This window comes from Trueperaceae bacterium (assembly GCA_036381035.1).
In the GTDB taxonomy this organism is placed as follows: Bacteria; Deinococcota; Deinococci; order Deinococcales; family Trueperaceae; genus DASRWD01.
This window is the reverse complement of record DASVDQ010000033.1, coordinates 1-20,585: the sequence shown is the minus strand read 5'-3', so window position 1 is coordinate 20,585 and position 20,585 is coordinate 1. Positions and strand designations below refer to the sequence as shown.

Annotated in this window: 20 protein-coding genes; 17 read left to right on the top strand and 3 right to left on the bottom strand. The window is 73.4% G+C overall.

The features are described from left to right. Nucleotides 1–56: 56 nt before the first annotated feature. From VF202_05400 to VF202_05390, 3 genes are all read right to left on the bottom strand, one after another. Nucleotides 57–1,688: a LuxR C-terminal-related transcriptional regulator gene (locus VF202_05400; protein HEX7039529.1), complete on the bottom strand. Its 1,632-nt coding sequence runs from the start codon at nt 1,686–1,688 to the stop codon at nt 57–59. Nucleotides 1,689–1,807: 119 nt separating this feature from the next. After that, the gene (locus VF202_05395; GenBank protein HEX7039528.1) at nt 1,808–2,137 is read right to left on the bottom strand and encodes a type II toxin-antitoxin system RelE/ParE family toxin; all 330 of its coding nucleotides are present in this window, start codon (nt 2,135–2,137) and stop codon (nt 1,808–1,810) included. Between the two features lie 70 nt (nt 2,138–2,207). Continuing rightward, on the bottom strand, nt 2,208–2,474 hold the full coding sequence (locus VF202_05390; GenBank protein ID HEX7039527.1) for a type II toxin-antitoxin system Phd/YefM family antitoxin: 267 nt from the start codon (nt 2,472–2,474) through the stop codon (nt 2,208–2,210). Between the two features lie 135 nt (nt 2,475–2,609). On the opposite strand from VF202_05390, the gene ugpC reads away from it, so the two are divergent. The 17 genes from ugpC to VF202_05305 form a co-directional block, all read left to right on the top strand. After that, nucleotides 2,610–3,704 (top strand): sn-glycerol-3-phosphate ABC transporter ATP-binding protein UgpC, encoded by a 1,095-nt coding sequence (ugpC, locus tag VF202_05385; GenBank protein ID HEX7039526.1) that lies wholly within the window; start codon nt 2,610–2,612, stop codon nt 3,702–3,704. A 153-nt stretch (nt 3,705–3,857) separates the two neighbouring features. Further along, nucleotides 3,858–5,810: an ABC-F family ATP-binding cassette domain-containing protein gene (locus tag VF202_05380; protein ID HEX7039525.1), complete on the top strand. Its 1,953-nt coding sequence runs from the start codon at nt 3,858–3,860 to the stop codon at nt 5,808–5,810. A 14-nt stretch (nt 5,811–5,824) separates the two neighbouring features. Continuing rightward, complete coding sequence (locus VF202_05375) at nt 5,825–6,649, top strand: fumarylacetoacetate hydrolase family protein (GenBank protein ID HEX7039524.1); 825 nt, start codon at nt 5,825–5,827, stop codon at nt 6,647–6,649. Next, nucleotides 6,646–7,692, top strand: a complete 1,047-nt coding sequence (locus tag VF202_05370; protein HEX7039523.1) for an MBL fold metallo-hydrolase — start codon at nt 6,646–6,648, stop codon at nt 7,690–7,692. The genes VF202_05375 and VF202_05370 overlap by 4 nt, the downstream gene beginning before the upstream one ends. Nucleotide 7,693: 1 nt before the next feature. Further along, the gene (gene purN, locus VF202_05365) at nt 7,694–8,284 is read left to right on the top strand and encodes a phosphoribosylglycinamide formyltransferase (protein ID HEX7039522.1); all 591 of its coding nucleotides are present in this window, start codon (nt 7,694–7,696) and stop codon (nt 8,282–8,284) included. A 55-nt stretch (nt 8,285–8,339) separates the two neighbouring features. After that, on the top strand, nt 8,340–9,569 hold the full coding sequence (gene purD, locus VF202_05360; protein HEX7039521.1) for a phosphoribosylamine--glycine ligase: 1,230 nt from the start codon (nt 8,340–8,342) through the stop codon (nt 9,567–9,569). Between the two features lie 120 nt (nt 9,570–9,689). Then, a complete protein-coding gene (locus tag VF202_05355; GenBank protein HEX7039520.1) occupies nt 9,690–10,391 on the top strand; it encodes a hypothetical protein in 702 nt (233 codons plus the stop codon). Then, a complete protein-coding gene (gene dxs / locus VF202_05350) occupies nt 10,388–12,316 on the top strand; it encodes a 1-deoxy-D-xylulose-5-phosphate synthase (protein ID HEX7039519.1) in 1,929 nt (642 codons plus the stop codon). Before VF202_05355 ends, dxs begins: the two co-directional genes overlap by 4 nt. Continuing rightward, the gene (locus VF202_05345; protein ID HEX7039518.1) at nt 12,313–12,741 is read left to right on the top strand and encodes a hypothetical protein; all 429 of its coding nucleotides are present in this window, start codon (nt 12,313–12,315) and stop codon (nt 12,739–12,741) included. Before dxs ends, VF202_05345 begins: the two co-directional genes overlap by 4 nt. A gap of 388 nt (nt 12,742–13,129) precedes the next feature. Beyond that, the gene (locus VF202_05340) at nt 13,130–14,128 is read left to right on the top strand and encodes an LLM class flavin-dependent oxidoreductase (protein ID HEX7039517.1); all 999 of its coding nucleotides are present in this window, start codon (nt 13,130–13,132) and stop codon (nt 14,126–14,128) included. Between the two features lie 36 nt (nt 14,129–14,164). Continuing rightward, nucleotides 14,165–14,902 carry an isochorismatase family protein gene (locus VF202_05335; protein ID HEX7039516.1) on the top strand — a complete coding sequence of 246 codons (738 nt, stop codon included), beginning with the start codon at nt 14,165–14,167 and terminating at the stop codon, nt 14,900–14,902. After that, a complete protein-coding gene (locus VF202_05330) occupies nt 14,892–15,311 on the top strand; it encodes a carboxymuconolactone decarboxylase family protein (GenBank protein ID HEX7039515.1) in 420 nt (139 codons plus the stop codon). Before VF202_05335 ends, VF202_05330 begins: the two co-directional genes overlap by 11 nt. Nucleotides 15,312–15,582: 271 nt before the next feature. After that, the gene (locus VF202_05325; GenBank protein HEX7039514.1) at nt 15,583–16,611 is read left to right on the top strand and encodes an LLM class flavin-dependent oxidoreductase; all 1,029 of its coding nucleotides are present in this window, start codon (nt 15,583–15,585) and stop codon (nt 16,609–16,611) included. Then, on the top strand, nt 16,611–18,158 hold the full coding sequence (locus VF202_05320; GenBank protein ID HEX7039513.1) for an ABC transporter substrate-binding protein: 1,548 nt from the start codon (nt 16,611–16,613) through the stop codon (nt 18,156–18,158). The genes VF202_05325 and VF202_05320 overlap by 1 nt, the downstream gene beginning before the upstream one ends. 24 nt (nt 18,159–18,182) lie before the next feature. Continuing rightward, nucleotides 18,183–18,590, top strand: coding sequence for a cupin domain-containing protein (locus tag VF202_05315; GenBank protein ID HEX7039512.1), 408 nt, complete (start codon nt 18,183–18,185; stop codon nt 18,588–18,590). Nucleotides 18,591–18,605: 15 nt separating this feature from the next. Continuing rightward, complete coding sequence (locus tag VF202_05310) at nt 18,606–19,709, top strand: ornithine cyclodeaminase family protein (GenBank protein ID HEX7039511.1); 1,104 nt, start codon at nt 18,606–18,608, stop codon at nt 19,707–19,709. Nucleotides 19,710–19,733: 24 nt separating this feature from the next. After that, nucleotides 19,734–20,585, top strand: an 852-nt coding sequence (locus tag VF202_05305) for an MmgE/PrpD family protein (GenBank protein HEX7039510.1), incomplete at its 3' end; no start/stop codon positions are given.

Sequence of the window (20,585 nt, the reverse complement as noted above, 5' to 3'; positions counted from 1 at the left end):
ACATCGGCGAGACCACCCAGCGCCCTCGCGGCGACGTATGGGTAGTCCTGGCCAGCTCAGCCCAGGCCGTGGCGCGCCGCGTAGGCAGCGGCCTCGGCGCGCGACGCCACGCCGAGCTTGTCGAAGATGTTGCTCACGTGCCTGTCGACGGTGCGCTCGCTGATCCCCAGGCGGCCGGCGATCGCCCTGTTCGTGTCGCCGCGGGCGAGGAGGGCCAGCACCTCCAGCTCGCGCGGGCTCAGGCCGTGGCCGGCCGCGCGGACGCCCGACGACGCCTCGAGCCTCTCCAGGTCCGGCCTCGCGCCCAGCTCCTCGAAGACGGCACGCGCGGCGTCGAGCTCCAGCTCGGCGCCCTCCTCGTCGCCGAGTGACCTGAAGGCCTCGCCCAGCAGCGCCCTGGCCCGCGCCGCCTCGTAGGGCGCGACCAGCTCGTGCCAGGCGTCGACGGCACGGCGGAGCCTCGCGGCGGCCGCGGCGGCGTCGCCGGCGGCCAGCTCGACGGCGCCCGCGGCCTGGTCGGCCAGCGCCTGGAGCGCCTGCGACCCGAAGGCCGCGGCGACCTCGCCGAGCTCCGCGGCGGACGCCCGCGCCTCCTCCACCTGACCCCGTGCCAGGGCGACCTCGACCTTCGCCGGTAGCAGCCGCGCGTGGGCTAGCGGGTCGGTGGTCTCGCCCAGGGCGCGGTCCAGGGCCTGCGCGGCCACGTGGTCGGCGCCCTGGGCCAGGCGCAGCAGCGCGAGGCCGGGCTGGGTCCTTCCCCCGGCCCTGGCCGCCTCCTCGTAGGCGCGCTCGGCCTCGGCGAGGTCGCCCCGCAGGCGGGCCACCTCGCCGCGCTGGTACGCCGCGGCCGCCGCCACGCGGTTAGCCACCCACGGGTGGACGCGCTCGACGGCGCGGCCCGCCTCGGCGAGCGCGGAGTCCCAGTCGCCGCGCAGGACCAGCATCTCGGCCCTGGCCACGCGGCACTCGCCGGTGAACGTCACCAGCTGCGGCTGGCGCTCGCACCAGCGCGTGAGGGCCTCGGTCCACTCGTGCACGCGCCTTATCGCGTACGCCGAGCGGCAGCCGTCGATGACGCTGCAGTAGACGATGCCCGCCACGGCCGGCATCAGCGACCCCGACGCGACGGTGACCATCGCCTCGTCGAGCAGCGTGAGGCCCGCGTCGGTGTTGCCGCGCCTCAGCTCGACCCGCCCCATGAGCTGGAGGGCCAGGGCCGTGAGGTTGGGGTCGGAGAACCTCATGCCGATCTCCACCGCCCTGCCGCCGACTCGCATCGCCTCGTCGTCGCGTCGCGCCGCCACGGCGCTCATGGCGTCGGCCAGGGCGAGGTACCCGTGCACCACGGTCTCCTCGTCCACGCCGGCGATCAGCCGCCTGGCGCGGGCGAACCAGCCCCCCGCCTGGGCGACGGCGCCCGCCCCCGCCAGGCTCAGCGCCAGCCAGCAGACGCAGTAGGCGGCGCGCACGGTGTCGCCGAGGTCGAGGTAGCGCAGGTGCGCCCTGTCGAGGAGCGCCTCGTACTCCTCCTCGCGCCCGAGCATGTAGGCGCAGGCCGCCCAGGACTCGAGGTCGGGTGCTGACAGGGGGACGTTGGCGTCGGCGCGCGAGAACGCCTCGTAGGCGTCGGCCCAGGACCCGGCGCGCATGGCCTCTCGACCCCTGAGGAGGTCAGGGGCGTCCGACATCGGCCGCGAGTGTACCAGCCGGCCACGCTCGCGCCGGGTCGCGCGGTGTGGGGCCGGAGGGGATGGAGCGCCCTCCCTGCGGGCCGCCGCCGGGTCGCCCCGCGGCGACGCGGGGCGCCTCAGGCGTCGAGGAGCCGGCGCTGCAGCAGCGACTGGAACGACCGTGCCACGGGCGCCATCAGCACGACCACGACGCTGTCGCCCGAGGCGCGGTAGACGACGCGCAGCCCGTCGCTCGTGACCACCTGGCGCTCCGCCGTGATGCCGAGCTCCCGGAGCTGCGGCAGCGGCTCGTCGCGCACGTCGCCGGCGGCGAGGCGCCCCACGACCTGCTCGATGAGGTCGAGGGCCCGGGACGCCGCGGCAGGCCCGCCGCGGGCGTAGGCGGCCGCGTACCACTCGTCGAGGTCACGGGCGGCGCCGTCGGTGAGGAGGACGCGGCGCGTCACGGGGCGGCGGTCCTCCGGACCGCGTCCGTCCGCGGGGTGCCCGAGCGCCAGGCGCGGCCGCCCACGCCCCTCACCCTTCGACCCTGTAGGCGGCTATCGACTCGGCGGCGGGCTCGAGCATGCCCTCCTCGACCTGCCTGTCCGCCAGGGACAGCAGCTTGAGGAGCGCCGCCGTCTCCTGGAGCTGGTCGAAGGTCGCGACGTCGAGGAGCACGGCCCGCGCCTCGCCGTTCTGCGTGATCACCAGCGGCTCCTGGCTCTCGGCGACGTCGCGCACGCAGGCGGCGGCGTGCGCCTTGAGGTAGCTGATCGAGCGGACCCTGCCTGTCAGCCTCATGGTGGACCGAATCTAGACCGGATCGAGGTCAACCAGCAAGCGCGCGCCCGGGGGCGGATGCTACCCTCGCACCGAGCGAACGAGAGCGGGCGGCAGGGGCGCGGCGGCGCCGGCCGCTCCGGCACCGGAGGCAGCATGGCTGAGGTCGTACTGGAGAACGTCTACAAGCGGTTCGGCAACGTCACGGCCGTGGCGGACTTCAACCTCCACATCGAGGACAAGGAGTTCATGGTCTTCGTCGGCCCGTCGGGCTGCGGCAAGACGACGACGCTGCGCATGATCGCCGGCCTCGAGGAGATCAGCGAGGGCACGATCAGGATCGGCGACCGCGTCGTGAACGACGTCCCGCCCAAGGACCGCGACATCGCGATGGTCTTCCAGAACTACGCGCTCTACCCGCACATGAACGTCTACCAGAACATGTCGTTCGGCCTCAGGCTGCGCCGCACGCCGAAGCCCGAGATCGACAAGCGCGTGCGCGAGGCGGCCGGCATCCTGCAGATCGAGCACCTGCTCGACAGGCGCCCGCGCGAGCTCTCCGGCGGCCAGCGCCAGCGCGTCGCGCTGGGCCGCGCGATCGTGCGCGAGCCGAAGGTCTTCCTGATGGACGAGCCGCTGTCTAACCTCGACGCCAAGCTGCGCGTCGAGATGCGCGCGTCCATCAGCAAGCTGCACCAGCGCCTGGGCGTGACGACGATCTACGTCACCCACGACCAGGTCGAGGCGATGACGATGGGCACGCGCATCGTCGTCATGAAGGACGGCTACATCCAGCAGGTCGACACGCCGATCAACCTCTACGACCGGCCCACGAACAAGTTCGTCGCCGGCTTCATCGGCTCGCCCGCCATGAACTTCATGGTCGGCACCGTGCAGGACGGGCGCATCACCAGCCCGCACTTCGACCTCAAGCCGGGCGGCGAGCTGGCCCAGAAGCTGAGGGCCTACGCCGGCAAGAAGGTCTACGTCGGCATCAGGCCGGAGAACCTCGACGTGCGCGGCGGCAACATCCCCGAGGGCGACAACGTGATCAAGGCGACCGTCGACGTCGTCGAGCCGCTCGGCGCCGAGACCATGATCATCGCCTCGGTGGGCGGCGACCAGAGCATCGTCGCCCGCGTCGACCCCCACACGCAGGTGCGCGCCGGCGACCAGATCGAGCTCGTCGCCGACCTCCAGTTCCTCCACGCCTTCGACCTGGAGACCGAGAACAACATCCGCTACACCTGAGCCGGCTCGGCGCGACGGGTCGGGGCCGCTCCCTGAGGGGGGCGGCCCCGCCGTTCGCAGGGGGTCGAGAGGACGCGCGCCGCCCCCCGCTCGCGTCCCGCGCGTCTGCGCCGCTCCCTGCGCGGGGCGGCCCCGCTGCTAGAATCGTGCGTCATGTCGCTCGTGGCCCTGAGCGGCGTGGAGAAGGCCTACGGCGAGCAGGTCGTGCTCCGCGACGCGTCTCTCGAGGTGCATGAGGGTCAGAGGCTGGCCCTCATCGGCCGCAACGGCTCGGGCAAGTCGACCGTGCTGCGCCTACTCATGGGCCTCGAGGAGCCCGACAAGGGCCAGGTCGTGCGGGCCAGGGGCGTCGTCCTCGGCCTCCTCGACCAGGACCCGGAGTTCGGCCCCGGCGACACGGTCAGGAGCGTCGCCGACGCCGCCTTCGCCGAGCTCGACGACCTCGAGGGCGAGCTCTCGTCCCTGGAGGCCGCCGGCCTCGACGACCCGGAGAGGTTCGAGCGCTGGGAGCGCCTCCATGCCGTCTTCGAGCGGCGCGGCGGCTACTCGCGGCGGGCGCGGCGCGACGCCGTGCTCCACGCCCTCGGGTTCGCCGCGCGCCACGACGACAGGGTGCGCGACCTCTCCGGCGGCGAGCGCACGCGCCTGGGCCTGGCCCGCCTGCTGATGAAGCAGCCCGACGTACTGCTCCTCGACGAGCCCACGAACCACCTCGACATGGACATGCGGGCCTGGCTCGAGGGCCACCTCGCCCGCTACCCCGGCGCCGCCGTGGTCGTCTCGCACGACAGGGCGTTCCTCGACGCCGCCTGCGACACGACCGCCGAGGTCGCCCGCGGCGAGCTGAGGGTCGGCGCGGGCAACCCCAGCGCCTACCGCGCCGCGCGCGAGGAGGCCGAGAGGGTCCAGGCCGCCACCCGCGCGAACCAGGAGCGCGAGAGCGCCAGGCTGCACGCCGCGGCCGAGCAGATGAAGCGCTGGGCGGGGCAGAACGCGAAGCTGCACAGGCGCGCCAAGGCCATGCTGGGCCGCGCCGAGCGCTTCGACGCGCGGATGGTCGACGAGGTGCCGCGCCCGGAGCGCACCACGCGCTTCGCGTTCGACTGCGACGAGTCGGGCGACATCGTCCTCACGGCCAGGCACCTCACGCAGAGGTTCGACCGCACGCTCTTCGAGGACGTGTCCGTGGAGCTGCGGCGCGGCGACCGCGTCGCGCTGGTGGGCCCGAACGGGGCGGGGAAGACGACGTTCCTGCGCACGCTCCTCGGCGAGCTGCCCTCTCTCGACCCGCGCGCGTCGGTGACCACGGGCGCGCGCGTCCGCCTGGGCTACTACGACCAGGACCTGCGCGGCGTGGACGACGAAGCCACCCTGTTCGAGGAGCTGCTGAGGCGCATGGGCGACCGCGAGGCCCACGACGCTCTGGGCCGCTTCATGTTCCCCTACGAGGCGCAGTTCAAGAAGGTCAGGGACCTCTCGGGAGGCGAGCGGGCGCGCCTGGCGCTGCTGCTCCTGACCCTCGGCCGCCACAACCTGCTGGTCCTCGACGAGCCGACGAACCACCTCGACGTCGAGATGATCGAGGCGCTCGAGGACGCCCTGCGCGCCTACCGTGGCACGCTGCTCGTCGTGTCGCACGACAGGCGCTTCCTCGCGGACCTCGTGGACCGCGTCTGGGAGGTGGACGGCGGGGCCTTCCGCGACTACGAGGGAGACTGGTCTTTCTACTGGAGGAAGCGGCGGGAGAGAGCCGGCGACGCCGTGGCGCAGCCGCTGCCCGCAGGGCCCGCCCGTCCGGCCGCTCCACGGGCGCCGGCGGGCGGACGCTTCGCCGGACGCAGCCCGTGGCGTCTGAGGCGGGACCTCGCGGAGCTCGAGGCTCGCATCGCCGAGGTGGAGGACGAGCTGGAGCGCATCGGCGGGGGCCTCTCGAGCCTCGATGACGACGCCATCGCGCTGGTCCCCGAGCTCGCCTCGCGGGCGGGGCCGCCGCCCACCCGCGCCGAGGTCATCGCCGCCTTGGGGGAGCGCCACGCCGCGCTGGAGGCGCGCCTGCTCGAACTGATGGAGGAGTGGCACGAGCTCACCGACCTGGTGGGCGCGTAGCCGGGAGGAGCGACATGCGATTGGTCCGTTACCGGAGCTACGACGGGATCAGCTGGGGTGAGGTCGAGGGCGGCATGGTGCGCCGCCTCACGTCGATGCTAGGTCGCCCTGACGGCACCGAGGTGTCGATAAGCGAGGTCACGCTGCTGCCGCCGTGCGAGCCGAGCGTGATCGTGTGCGTGGGCCGCAACTACGCCGCGCACATCCGCGAGATGGGCAACATGCCCGTGGGCGGCACCGACCTGCCCAAGGAGCCGGGGCTGTTCCTCAAGGGCCTGAACACGCTCGCGGGCCCCGGCGACGACATCCCGTACCCCTCGTGGACGCAGGACCTGCAGTACGAGGGGGAGCTGGCCGTCGTCATCGGCCAGCGCCTGCGCAACGTCTCGCCGGAGGAGGCGCTCGACCACGTGGCCGGCTACACCTGCGCCGTCGACGTCACCGCGCGTGACAAGCAGCGCTCCGACCTCCAGTGGGTGCGCGGCAAGTCGGCCGACGGCTTCTGCCCGGTGGGCCCGTGGCTGGAGACCGACGTCGACCCGCGCGACGTCGGCGTCCGCACCGTCGTCAACGGCCAGGTGCGGCAGGAGGCCCGCACCAGCGACATGATCTTCCCGGTGGCCGACGTCCTCGCGTACATCTCGACGTTCATGACCCTGAGCCCCGGCGACCTGGTGCTCACGGGCACGCCCGAGGGCGTGGGGCGCCTCAACGTCGGCGACGTCATCGAGGTCTCGGTCGAGGGGGTCGGCACGCTCGTGAACCAGGTCGCCGACGAGGAGGACGCCGCCGCGCCCGTACTCGAGGCCGAGGCGGGCGGGGAGGACGCGGCCGGGTGACGGCGCGCAGCGACGCCGAGGGCGAGGTGGGCGCCACGTCGGGGGAGGCCCCGCTGCGTCCGCCGCTGCCCGACTACCCGCGCGTCCGCGACCTGGGCGGCGGCGTCTGGTTGATCGACACGCTGCACCACGGCCACCCGGGCACCATCGGCGTCTTCGTCGTCGCCCTGCCCCACGGCGGCCACGCGCTCGTCGAGACGGGCCCGGGCGTCACGCTGCCCGAGGTGCTGGCGGGACTGCGCGCCCTCGGGGTCGAGGAGCGCTACGTCACGCACCTGCTCCTCACGCACATCCACCTCGACCACGCCGGCGCTGCGGGCGCCCTCGCCCGACGCACCGGCGCCACGGTGCTCGTGCACGAGGTCGGCGCGCCGCACCTCGTCGACCCCAGCCGGCTGATGGCCAGCGCCCACCGCGTCTACGGCGACGCGCTGTCGACGCTGTGGGGCGAGATGCTGCCGGTGCCCGCGGGGCGGGTCGTCGCCGTGCGGGACGGCGAGAGCCACGACGTGGGCGGGCTCGACGTGCGGGTCGTGCACACGCCGGGGCACGCCTCGCACCACGTCTCCTACCTGCTGCCCGACGGCACGCTGTTCTGCGGCGATTCGGCCGGCGTCGTGCTGCCCGGCGCCGGCGTGATCAGGCCGGCGCTGGCGCCGCCCGAGCTCGACATCGAGCTCAAGGAGGGTTCCGTGCGCAGGCAGCTCGCCCTGGGGCCGACGCGCCTCGTCCTCTCGCACTTCGGGCCCGTGCCGGACGCCAGGGCGCACCTCGAGGCCTACCCCGGCGTGATGCGCGCCTGGGAGGCCGAGCTGCTCAGGGGCCTCGCCGTCGGCGAGGGCGACGAGGCGCTCGCGCGGCGCATGGAGGCGTTCGAGGACGCCGAGCTGGCGGCGGCCCGCGTGCCCCCGGGCATCGCGCACCGCTACAAGCTGACCTCCGACGCGGCCATGAACGCGGCGGGGCTCAAGCGCTACCTCACGAAGCTGCACCCCGAGCGCGTCGAGGCGGCGCGGGCCGCGTCGGCGGGCGGCAGGGGCTAGCGTGGGCTTCCCGCTGGGGCGGCCGGCCCGGCTGGCCGTCATCGCCTCGGGCCGCGGCTCGAACCTGGCCTCGCTGCTCGCGTCGTTCCCGCCCGGCGGACCGGAGGCCGAGGTCGTGCTGGTGGCGGGCGAGAAGGAGCGCGCGCCGGCCCTGGCCAGGGCGCGGGAGGCTGGCGTGGAGGCCGTGCACGTGCCGTGGGACACGCGCGAGGGCTTCGAGGCGCGCCTCGACGAGCTGCTCGGCGACCGCGGCGTGGACCTCGCCTGCCTGGCGGGCTTCATGCGCGTGCTCTCGCCCTGGTTCGTGGGTCGTTGGCACGGCCGGCTCCTGAACGTGCACCCCAGCCTGCTGCCCAAGCACCGCGGCCTCCACGCCCACAGGCAGGCGCTGGCCGAGGGCGTGAGCGAGTCGGGCTGCAGCGTGCACTTCGTGGACGCCGGCGTGGACACCGGCAAGGTGATCGTGCAGCGGCGCGTGCCCGTGCTGCCCGGCGACACCGAGGAGACGCTGGCCGAGCGCGTGCTGCGCGAGGAGCACGTCGCGTACCCTGAGGCCGTGAGACTGGTCCTGCGTGGGGAGGTGCGACCGTGAACGTCCCCGGCCCGACCGGCCCTCGCCCGCCGGTCCCGAGAGGGGGGATGACGCCGTGAAGGTCCTCGTCGTCGGCTCGGGCGGGCGCGAGCACGCCCTCTGCTGGGCGCTGGACCGCTCGCCGTCGGTGAGCGACGTCGTCGTCGTGCCCGGCAACGACGGCATGGAGAACGCGGCGCGCGTCATCGGCGGCGCCGGCGACGAGCGCGGCGTGAGGATCGTGGCCGACGCCGAGCGGCCCGACCTCGTCGTCATCGGGCCGGAGGCGCCCCTGGTGGCGGGCTGGGCGGACGCGCTGCGACGCGACGGCTACGCGGTCCTCGGCCCCGGCGCCGCGGGCGCCCGCCTCGAGGGCAGCAAGCGCTACGCCAAGGAGTTCATGGAGCGGCACGGCGTGCCCACGGCGCGCTTCGCCGGCTTCGACGACCTCGACGACGCCCTGGCGCACCTCGAGCGGGTGGGCGCGCCGATCGTGGTGAAGGACTCGGGCCTCAGGGCCGGCAAGGGCGTGACCGTGGCCGAGACGCTCGAAGAGGCGCGCACGGCCGTAGAGGCGATCTTCCAGGAGCCGGGCGCCGAGGTCGTGCTCGAGGAGCGGCTCGCGGGGCCCGAGATCAGCGTCACCCTGCTCGTCGACGCGAACACCCACGTGGCGCTGCCCCCGTCGCGCGACCACAAGCGCGCCTACGACGGCGGGAGGGGACCGAACACCGGCGGCATGGGCGCCGTGGCGCCGGTGCCGCTGAGCGCCGAGGAGCGCGAGGCGCTGGAGCGGCAGGTCGTGAAGCCGGTGATGCGCGGCCTGCGGGCCGACGGCGTGCCCTACTCCGGCGTGCTGTACGTGGGCGTCATGCGCACCGAGGACGGCTTCAAGGTCCTCGAGTTCAACTGCCGCTTCGGCGACCCCGAGACGCAGGTCCTCATGCCGCTCCTGGCCAGCGACGCCGGCGAGCTGTTCCGGGCCGTGGCGGAGGACAGGCTCGCCGAGGTCGAGGTGCGCGTGGCGCCGGGGGCGTCCGCCTGCGTGGTCATGGCGGCGCCCGGCTACCCCGGCTCGCCGAAGGTCGGCGTGCCCGTGGGCCTGCCGCGGGAGCTGCCCGAGGGCACGCTGCTGTTCTCGGCCGGCCTCCACGGCAGGCCGCCGGTGTCGAAGGGCGGACGCGTGGTCAACGCCGTGGGCATCGGCGCCACCGTGGCGGAGGCGGTGCGGCGCGCCTACCGGCTCGTCGACGCCGTGCGGTTCGAGGGCGCGCTCGTGAGGCGCGACATCGGCGCGGGGATGTGAGGACGGTACCAGGGCGGCCGGCGCGCGTGTCCCGAAGACGCCTGCCGGACCCGCGCGACCGACGCCGGGAGCGCGCCTCCATGAAGGGTTGGGCGGCGGCACCGCGGTAGACTCGTCACCATGCTTACGCCCAAGCGCGCGCTCCTAGCCGGCGCCACCCTGCTCGCGCTGACGGTCGTGGCCTGCTCCCCGGCGTCGGGGAGCGACGAGCGCGTGGAGGTGCGGCAGCTCTCCGAGCCTCCCACCTACTACCCGCACCAGACGGGCGCCGTGTGGGAGTACCTGCCGGAGGGCGCGCGCCTCTCCGACCCGCGCGCCAGCGTCGTAGTCGAGGGGCCCGCCGTCGTCGACGGCGGGGTGTGGATCAGCTTCCGCGAGCTGCGCCCAGGCTGGGAGCAGCGGTCCTACCGCCAGTTCAGGCCGGACGGCGTCTACCTCCACAGCCAGGTGCGCCTCGGCATCACGACCATCGAGTACGACCCGCCCCTGCAGGAGTTCCCGGCGCCGGAGACCCTGCGCGTCGGGAGCCTGTGGTCGGGCGAGACCGACATCACCCTCAGCCTCGGCGACGGCTCGCCGCCCCAGGTGAGCCACGTCCAGTACGTCTACACGGTCATCGACGAGCGCACCGTCCAGGTGCCCGCCGGCTCGCTCGACGTGTTCGTCGTCGACCTCACCACGCGCCTCATCGAGGACGGCACCGTGGCGGAGGAGAGCTCGCGCCAGTTCTGGTACGCGCCCTACCTGGGCGAGGTGATGCTGAGGACCGGCCAGCTGCTCGTGGCCACGAACGTGCCGCTGCCCGGGGCGGCCCAGCGGTGACGCGGCGCCGCGAGACCGACTCGCTGCTGGCCGGCATCAGGTCGCCGGCCGACCTCAAGCGCCTGCCGCAGAGCGAGCTCGGTCGCGTCGCCGAGGAGCTGCGCAGCGAGATCGTGCGGGTCTGCTCGATCGCGGGCGGGCACCTGGCCTCGAGCCTCGGCGCCGTGGAGCTGACGGTCGCGCTGCACTACATCTACGACTCCGCCGTCGACAGGATCGTCTGGGACGTCGGCCACCAGACCTACGGCCACAAGATCCTCACCGGCAGGGCGGACCGCATCGAGACGATAAGGCAGCCGGGCGGCCTGGCGGGCTTCACCGCCGTCAGCGAGTCCGAGCACGACGCGCTGACGGTCGGGCACGCCTCCACCAGCCTCGCCGCGGCCCTGGGCATGGCGCTGGCCCGCGACGCCAGGCAGGCCCCCTACGAGGTCGTCGCCGTCATCGGCGACGGCGCGCTGACCGGCGGGATGGCCCTGGCGGCCCTGAACCAGATCGGCCACGTGCGCCCGCGCATGACGATCGTGCTGAACGACAACGAGATGTCGATAAGCGAGAACGTCGGCGCGATCAACCACTACATGCGCACGCTGCAGGTCCAGCCCTGGTTCCAGGAGGCCGAGGACCGCTCGAAGGCGGCACTCACCCGGCTGTGGGCGCCGCTCGCCGACGTCGCCAGCCGCGCCAAGAAGGCGACGCGCCGCTTCTTCGACCCGGCCAGCAACAACCCGTTCCACGCCATGGGCCTGCGCTACGTCGGCCCCGTGGACGGCCACGACATCGACCAGCTCATCTACTACCTCGACCACATCAGGCAGCTCGACGGACCGACGATGCTGCACATCGTCACCCGCAAGGGCAAGGGCTACAAGGTCGCCGAGTCCGATCCCATCGCGTGGCACGGGGCCTCGAGCTTCGACCCGGACAACCCCGTGGCGAAGGCGACCAGCGCCACCTGGTCGACGGCCTTCGGCGACGCCGCCACCAAGCTGGCCGACCAGGACGACCGCGTGTGGGTGATCACGCCGGCCATGCGCGAGGGCAGCGGCCTCGTCGAGTACTCGAAGGCGCACCCCGACCGCTACATCGACGTCGGCATCGCCGAGGACGTGGCCGTGACCGTGGGCGCGGGACTGGCGCTGCGGGGCGAGAAGCCCATCGTCGCGATCTACTCGACGTTCCTGCAGCGCGCCTACGACCAGGTGATCCACGACGTCTGCATCGAGGGCCTCGACGTCGTGTTCGCCGTGGACCGCGCCGGCCTCGTGGGCGGCGACGGCGCCACCCACCAGGGCATCTACGACCTCTCCTACCTGCGCACGGTCCCCAACATGAGCGTCGCGATGCCGCGCGACGTGGACCAGATGCGCGGGATGCTGAAGGCCGCGCTGCGGCTCGGCGGCCCGAAGGCGATCCGCTGGCCGCGAGGCGGCGTGCCCGTCCTCGACGACGCGCCGGTGAGCGACTGGCGGGAGGTCGAGTGGGGCACCTGGGAGGTCCTCAAGGAGCCGGAGGACAGGCGACGCGCGGTGTGGGTCGTCGGACTGGGACCCACGGTCGCCTACGCGCTGGCGGCGGCCGAGGGACGCCCCGAGGTCGGCGTCGTGGACGGGCGCTTCGTCAAGCCGCTCGACTCCCGACTCCTGCTCGAGCTCGCCTCGCTGGCCAGGGCCGTGGTCACTGTCGAGGACCACACGATCGTCGGCGGGCTCGGCTCGGCCGTCCTCGAGGCGCTCGCCGAGGGCGGCGTGGCGGTGCCCGTCGTGCGCCTCGGCGTCAGGGACCGCGTCGTCCCGCACGGCGACCCGCGCGCCCAGCACGAGGAGCTCGGCTACGGACCCGAGGCCATCGCGCGCACGCTCGAGGAGCTCGGCGCCCACAGGCCGAGCATCGGCCCCGGCGGGAAGGCGGTGGGGAAGGCGTGAGGCGTCCCCCGGCCCGCGGTGCGGCGGTGCTCCCGGCCCGCGGTGCGGCGGCGCTGCTGCTCGCGGCCCTGCTCGCGGCCCTGCTCGCCGGCTGCGGCCTGCTCGGCGACGTCTCGCTCGCCGGCACCTGGACGGGCACCTACGAGCCCGTGGAGGGCGAGGCGACCGGCGTGCTGCTCCTCGACCTCCAGGTCTCCGGCGCCACGGTCGCGGGCACGTGGGAGTCGAGCCTGCCCGGCGCGCTCGCCCAGGGGACCGTCTCGGGGATGGCCGACGCGCTCGTGCTCCTGGAGCTGACCGCCACCAGCGTGCCCGACTGCTCCTTCCAGCTCCTCGCCGAGCAGAAGGGCGACCGCCTCGAGGGCGGCTACGTCTCCGACTGCGGCGCCGTGCCCAACGGCTGGGTCGAGCTCACGAAGCGCTGAGCGGACCGCGCGGCGGCGCGCACGGTCACGGCGCCCGAGTGGGAAGGCCTGCGGGCCCAGCCGAGGCGCGCCGGCTACGAGCTGCTGGCCGACGCCGCCGCCGAGCAGTACCGGCGCGACGAGACGGCCATGAACGGGGCGCTGTCGAGCTACGGGCACACGGCCTACCACGTGGGCGCGCTGCCGCAGCTGAAGGAGGCGGTGAGGGGAGGGTCGTAGCGCACCCGGTCCCACCGCGCGATTGACACCCCAGGGACGCCCCTGTAGACTCGCCTGACCATCGCTGTATCCGGCTGTATACAGACGCAGCGCCCTCAGCGGTCCCGCGTCGCCAGCCTCGGCCTCCTGGCCCCGCCCGCCCTCGGCGCGTCGAGAGGACACGTCCCGGATGAGCGCCAACGCACAGGCAGACGACGTCCGCTTCGGCGTGCAGCTCCCCCTCTGGGACTACAACGTCCACCCCGAGGTCAGCTTCCCCGTCATCCGCGACACGGCCCTCCTCGCCGAGGAGCTGGGGTACGACTTCGTCTCGCTGGACGACCACCTCATGCGCGGCGAGGGCGGCGTCTTCTACGAGTCCTGGACGACCGTCTCCATGCTCGCTGCGCTGACGTCGCGCGTCCGCTTCCAGCACTCGGTCCTCTGCAACATGTACCGGCCGCCCGCCCTGCTGGCGAAGATGGCCGCCACGCTCGACGCGGCCGCTGGCGGACGCTACGAGCTGGGCATCGGCGCCGGCTGGAAGAGGGAGGAGGCCGAGGCCTACGGGCTGCCCTGGGCCGAGACCAAGGAGCGGATGGACAGGCTCGAGGAGGCCCTGCAGGTGATCAGGGCGCTGTGGACGGAGGACGTCGCGCACTTCACGGGCCGGTACTACACGCTCGGCGGCGCGGTCTGCGCCCCGAAGCCGGCGCAGCGCCCGCACCCGCCCATCTGGGTCGGCGGGGGCGGCGAGAAGCGCACGCTGAGGATCGCCGCTCGCTACGCGACGGGGGCGAACTTCGCGGCCCCCGGCATCGGCAGCGGCGCCGGCATGGACGTCTTCAGCTACTTCGAGCACAAGAAGGGCGTGCTGTTCGCCCACTGCCGCGAAGTCGGGCGCGACCCGTCGGAGCTGACGCTGTCCGCCGGCGTGAACCTCATGCTGTGGGGCCGCGACCGCGACGAGGTGCGCCGGCGCCTGGAGGCTGCGGCCAGCCAGCGCGGCCTCTCGGGACCCGAGCGCGAGCGCCTGCTGGCCGGGATGCAGCACGCCATCCAGTCCGTCGAGCAGTGCATCGACCACGTCCGCCGCTTCATCGCCCTCGGTGCCAGGTCGATAAGCGTCACGCGGGCGAGCCCCGAGGCGATGAGGCGCTTCGCCGAGGAGGTCATCCCGAGCCTGTAGGCGGCCGGCAGCCGGTCGCGTCGAGAGGAGGGCATCATGCCAAGGTCCGATTGGGAGCGGGTGCTCACGGTGAGGGACCGCGCCGTGTTCGCCTCCGCGGGGTACGGCCAGCGCGTGGGGTTCGGCGCCCGCCCGGCCCTCCTGGTCATCGACGTCAACTACGCGTTCGTCGGCGAGCGCGCGCCCATCCTCGAGTCCGTCGAGTCGTGGCCGCAGTCGACCGGCGAGGAGGCGTGGTCCGTCGTCGACAGGCTGGTGGGGCTGCTCGGCCTCGCCAGGGAGGTGGGAGTGCCGGTCGTCTACACCACGAACCTGGGCGGCTCCGTCGGGGCCGCGGCCCGGAGCCGGCGCCGGTTGCCGAAGCGCCGCGAGGACCTGGCGCCTGAGCGGGTCGAGCAGGGCCGGAAGATCGTCGCGGAGATCGCGCCACGGCTGGGAGACCTCGTGATCGAGAAGCCGCACGCCTCCGCCCTGGCGGAGACGCCGCTGCTGTCGGTCCTCAACGGGCTCTCCGTCGACACGCTGCTGATCACCGGGGGCACGACGAGCGGCTGCGTGCGCGCCACGGCCGTGGACGCCGCGGCGGCGAACTTCCACGTGGCGGTCGTGGAGGAGTGCACCTTCGACAGGGGGCAGGCCTCGCGCCTCGTGAGCCTGTTCGACCTCGACGCCAAGTACGCGGACGTCGTCACGCTGGCCGAGGTGGAGGCCTACTTGGCGGCGCTCGGCGGGGCGGCGCCGCGGGCGAGGGAGGGAGCCGAGCATGCCAGGTGAGAGGCCGGAGCGCCCGTGGGAGGAGCGCCGCGAGGAGATCCGCCGGTACTTCGAGGAGGCGATGGGCAAGGAGCCCATCAGCGTGGCCTCGCTCGAGAGGTACAACCCCGACGCCCTCGAGGCCTTCTACCTCCTGCGCAAGGCGACGCTCAAGGAGCCGCCCGAGGGCACGCTGAGCAAGAAGGTCCAGGAGCTCATCATCATCGCTGTCGAGGCCGCGCTGAAGAAGGACCCCGTCGGCCACGCGCGCATCGCCGTGGACGCCGGCGCCACGCCGCAGGAGATCCACGACGCGGTGGGCATCGTGCTGTGGCTCGCCGGCATGCCCGCGTACCACCACGGGATGAGGGCCGTGAAGGCGGCGGAGGACTACCTGCTGGAGAAGGGGTCGGCGGCGGCGGTCCGCTGAGGGACCCGCGGCCCTAGCTCGCCCGGGCCGCCGCGTCCGCGGGTCGCCCAGGCGCCGGGGGCCGCCGAGCCCCAGCGGACGCGGCGTGCCGCGCGGCCCCGTGGCCGCGCGAGAGAAGGGCCGGTTGACGCTCGTGGGCCGCGTTGTTACAGTACATGCAGTAGTATACAGCCGTATACCCGTCGTCTCAGGTGAGTAGGGAGCTTGCCGTGGCGGTACTCCGCGTCTACCCAGGGGGGACAGTCCTCGGTGGCGGAAGGTGATGCCGGCGGTGGCCGCTCGTCATCCCCTCAGGTTCGGGGTCCAGCTCCCCCTGTGGGACTACGCCGTGCACCCGGAGGTCAGCTTCGCGTCCGTGAGGCGAACCGCCGCGCTCGCCGAGGAGCTCGGCTTCGACTTCGTGACCGTCGACGACCACCTGATGCGCGGCGAGGGCGGCGTGTTCCTGGAGAGCTGGACGGTGCTGAGCATGCTCACCGCGCTGACCGAGCGGGTGCGGTTCCACACCAGCGTCCTGTGCGCGGTGTACCGCCCGCCGGCGCTGCTGGCGAAGATGGCGGCCACCCTGGACCGCGCCGGCGGCGGCCGGCTGGAGCTCGGCCTGGGCGCGGGCTGGAAGAGTGAGGAGGCCGAGGCCTACGGCTACGAGTGGCCCGCTCCCCGCGGCAGGCTCGACCGTCTGGAGGAGGCGGTCCAGGTCATCAGGCTGCTGTGGACCGGCGGCCCCGTCTGCTTCGACGGGACGCACTACGCCCTCAGGGACGCGGTCTGCGCGCCCCGTCCGCTGCAGGAGCCGGGTCCGCCGCTGTGGATCGGCGGCAGCGGCGTCAAGCGGACGCTGCGCATCGCGGCCAGGTACGCCGACGGTGCCAGCTTCGGCAACCCTGGCGCCGCTCCTGACGGCCACGCCTTCGACCAGTTCACGTTCTTCGCCCACCGGCGGGATGTCCTCGCCGCGCACTGCGAGGCGGCGGGCCGGGACCCGGGCGAGCTCCGCCTCGCGGTGGGCGTGAACCTCATGGCGATCGGGCCGAGGGCGGGGCGCGCCCATCGACGGGTCGAGCAGGTCGCTCGCTCCGCCGGCGCCTCGGCGCACGAGCGCGGCAGGGCCGCCTCCGCTGCCGCCAGCGCGCCGCGCAGCCTCGAGGAGGTCCAGGAGCAGGTCGCGAGGTTCGTGGCGCTGGGCGCCACGGACGTCTCGCTGACTAGGGCGAGTCCGGAGGCCATAGCCGCGTTCGCCGAGGAGGTGATGCCCAGGTTCAGGCGGGGAGTCCGTTCCACCGTGGAGAGGAGCAGATAGTGAACTGGCGGTCGCTTTCGCGCGCGGCGCTGACGGCGCTGCTCATAGGTTCGGCGGGACTGTTCGTGACGGGGTCCGCGCAGGACTCCGGCACGACGATCGTGGCCCGGCTGCAGTACGCCCGGGCCGGCGGCATCTACGACCCCGCCTACTGGCGCTACACGTCCGATTGGTTCGTCTACCCCAACGTCTTCAACTGGCTGGTCCGGTGGGTGCCGGGCTCGGCCGGTCGCGAGCTCGAGCCCGACCTCGCTGAGAGCTGGGAGGTCTCCGAGGACGGCAGGACCTACACCTTCCACCTGCGGCAGGGGGTGCAGTTCCACGGCGGTTACGGCGAGCTGACCGCCGACGACGTCGTGTTCAGCCTCCAGCGCCAGATGGACGACCCGGAGGCCTCGTTCGCCAGCGACCTCGCCAACGTCACCGAGCTGACCGCCGTCGACGACCACACGGTGCGACTCACCCTCGCCGAGCCCGACGCGTCGTTCCTGGCGACCGTGATCGCCTACCGTCCGGGCCTCATCGTCTCGCGCACCGCGGTCGAGGAACGCGGGGAGGCGTTCGCCACGCAGCCCATCGGCACCGGACCGTTCGAGTTCGTCGAGCTCACCGAGGCCGGGGACGTGGTCCTGACGGCCTTCGACGACTACTTCAGGGGGCGCCCCGAGGTGGACACGCTGATCTTCCGGCACATCGGCGAGGAGTCCGTGGCCCTCCAGGCCCTCCGCGCCGACGAGTTCCAGATCATCCAGACGCGCGGGAACCCCGAGGTCGCCGCCGCCCTCGCCGAGGACCCGGAGATCGAGACGTCGCGGACGGTCATGACGGACTCGGTGAGGCACATCGCCTTCAGCCCCAACTTCGAGCCCACCCAGGACGTCCTCGTGCGCCAGGCGCTCGCCCACGCGATAGACAAGGAGCTGATCGACCAGGCCCTGGTGGGCATGGAGCTGCCCACCGACGTCGTCTACGCCGACGACGCCATCGACGGGGCCCCCACCTACCCCTATGACCCCGAGAGGGCGCGCGAGCTGCTGGCGGAGGCGGGCTACCCCGACGGGTTCCCCGTCACGATCATGTTCCAGAACCGCGTGCCCGAGAGCATCCTGGCGGAGATCGTCGCGGCCTGCTGGCAGGACGTCGGCCTCCAGGTGACCCTCGAGGGCATGGAGGCCACGGCCGCGTTCGACCGCCGCAACAGCTTCGACTTCGACGTGACCGTGACCTCGGTCGGCCGCCCCGGCGACCCGAACCTGCTCTTCACGGACCTGTTCCACTCGTCGTCTGAGCCGCCGGGCGGGTCGAACTACTTCGGGTACGACGGCGTGGACGACCTCATCGAGCAGGCGAGGGGCGTGTCCGACGCCGCCACCAGGGCGGAGCTGTACCACCAGGCCCACGCGCAGATCATGGCGGACCTCCCCATCATCCCGCTGTCGCTCCAGACGTTCGTCGGGGCGTGGCGCGACCCCGTCGAGTCGCTCGTCTTCGGGGCCAACAACAACTTCTGGGGAGAGACCATCAGGCTCACCGGCGGGGACGAGTGACCCGACGACCGAGGGGAGGCGCGGATGAGGTACCGGGTTTCGACCTGGCAGGACACCGTGGAACGCGAGTACCCGGACGGCATCTCGACCGTCAGGGCGGTGATAGGCACCAGGCGGGACCTACCGCTCGGGGAGTACCTCCCCGAGAGCTCGCCGCTGTTCTCGTTCGGCATCGCGGAGCTGCCGCCCGGCGGCAGGATCGCCGCGCACGCGCACCCCGACAGGGAGGAGCTCTTCTACATCCTCGAGGGCGAGGGCACGCTCACCGCCGACGGGGACGAGATCGCCTGCCGCGAGGGCCTGGCCGTCTGGTTCGGCCAGGGCTGCGAGCACGAGCTCGTCAACACCTCGACCGGACGGCTGCGCTGCCTCTTCGTGGGCATCGTGCCCCACGCCGTGGCGGCCGAGCGGGCCCGGGCCACGCGCACCTGAGCGAGGCGGGCGTTCGTGCTGCTGCTGGATAGCGACGAGATCGAGCAGGTCCTCACGCCGCAGCTCTGCCTCGACGCGCTCGAGGCCGTCTTCGGCCAGCTCGGGCACGGCCAGGCGGTGAACATGGCGGGCCGGGAGGTGGTCCTGGCCCGCCTCACCGACGCGGAGGTCCCGGGCGCCAGGCCAGGCCATGCCTACCACGGGCTGGAGGTGCAGAGCGGCACCGTGCCGCGGATGAAGACCGCCAGCCTGAGGGTCAAGTCCGACGTCCTGTACTGGCCCGAGGTGGACGGCGGCTTCAGGCGCAAGAAGCACCCGGCCGCCGCGGGCGGCCTCTACTGCGGCTTCGTGATCCTCTTCGACACCGACACGGGCGAGCCCAAGGCGCTGATGCCGGACGGCGTCGTCCAGAGGATGCGCGTGGGCGCGACGTCCGCGCTGGGCACGAAGTACCTCTCGCGGCCGGAGTCGCACGTGGCGGGCATCATCGGCGCCGGCTGGCAGGCGGAGGCGCAGGTCCTTACCCTCGACCGCGTGCGCGACCTGCGCGAGGTGCGGGTCTTCAGCCCCACGCCGCGGAACCGCGAGGAGCTGGCGAGCCGGCTGGACGCCGTCATCGACGCCGACGTGAGGCCCGTGAGCTCGGCCGAGGAGGCGGTGGCGGGCGCCGACATCGTGCACGCCGCGACGAACTCGCGGACCCCGGTGCTGCGGGCCGAGTGGCTCTCGCCCGGGACCCACGTGAGCGTGATCTCGATGCAGGAGGTCGGGGAGGAGCTGCTGGCGTCCGCGACCACTGTGGCCGCCTCGCGCCACCACGATCCCAAGCTGTCCTACACCGTCATCGCCGACGGCTTCGCCGAGGACGTCCACGAGGACGAGTTCCAGCCCGGTTGGTGGCACAACCGGGCGCACTGGGCGAAGATGCCCACCCTCGGCGAGCTCATCGATGGACGGGCCAGGGGCAGGACCTCGGCTGACGAGGTCTCGCTCTTCATCAACATGGGCGCGGCCGTCCAGTTCGCCGCCGTAGGCGCCGCCCTCATGGAGGCGGCGGCGCGGGCCGGCGTCGGCCGCGAGATCCCCACGCAGTGGTTCCTCCAGCCCTACGCGCCATGAGCCACGAACGGACCCGACCGCCCCATGCCCACTAGGACGCTCGCCGCCTTCGCCTCTGGCCTGCGCCTCGCCGACGTTCCCGACCGCGTCGTCGACCGCACCCTCTGCATGCTCCTCGACCAGCACGGCATCGCCAGCTTCGTGGCGTCCCGCACCCCGTGGGGCGAGGCGGTTACGAGGTACGCCCTCGCCCACGGCTCGGGGCCGGCCGCGTCGCAGGTGCTGGGCACGCGGCATCGCGTCTCCGCGCCCGCCGCCGCGCTGGCGTCCGGCACGCTGGCGATGGGCTTCGAGTACGAGGACATGCACGTCAGGGGCGACGGCCACCCCTTCGCGATCGCGGCGCCGGCGGCGTTCGCCGCCGGGGAGGCCGTGGGCGCCACCGGCGCCGACGTCCTGGCCGGAGTCATCGCCGGCTACGAGGTCGGCGTCCGCGTCAGCTACGGACAGGACAAGACCGCGACGCCGTGGCCCGAGCGGGGCCTCTACCCGATCACGGTCTTCGGCGTGTTCGGGTCCGCCGCCGGCGCCGCCAGAGCCATCGGGCTCGACGCCGAACGGACCGCGCACGCCCTCGGCATCGCCGGCTCGCACGCCTTCGGCACCATGCAGGCCCACAAGGAGGGCTCGATGGCCAGGAGGCTCAACGCCGGCCGCGCCGCAGAGTTAGGTGTCACGGCCGCGCTCCTGGCGCGGGAGGGCTTCACCGGGCCCCGCGAGGTCCTGGAGGGCGAGTTCGGCGTGTACGCCACGTTCGCCGAGGGCAACCCGGACCTCTCCGCCATCACCGCCGGGCTCGGCGAGGAGTGGGCGACGGACGGCGTGTGGCTGAAGAACTACCCGTGCAACGGGCTCTTCCAGGCCCCCCTCGACGCC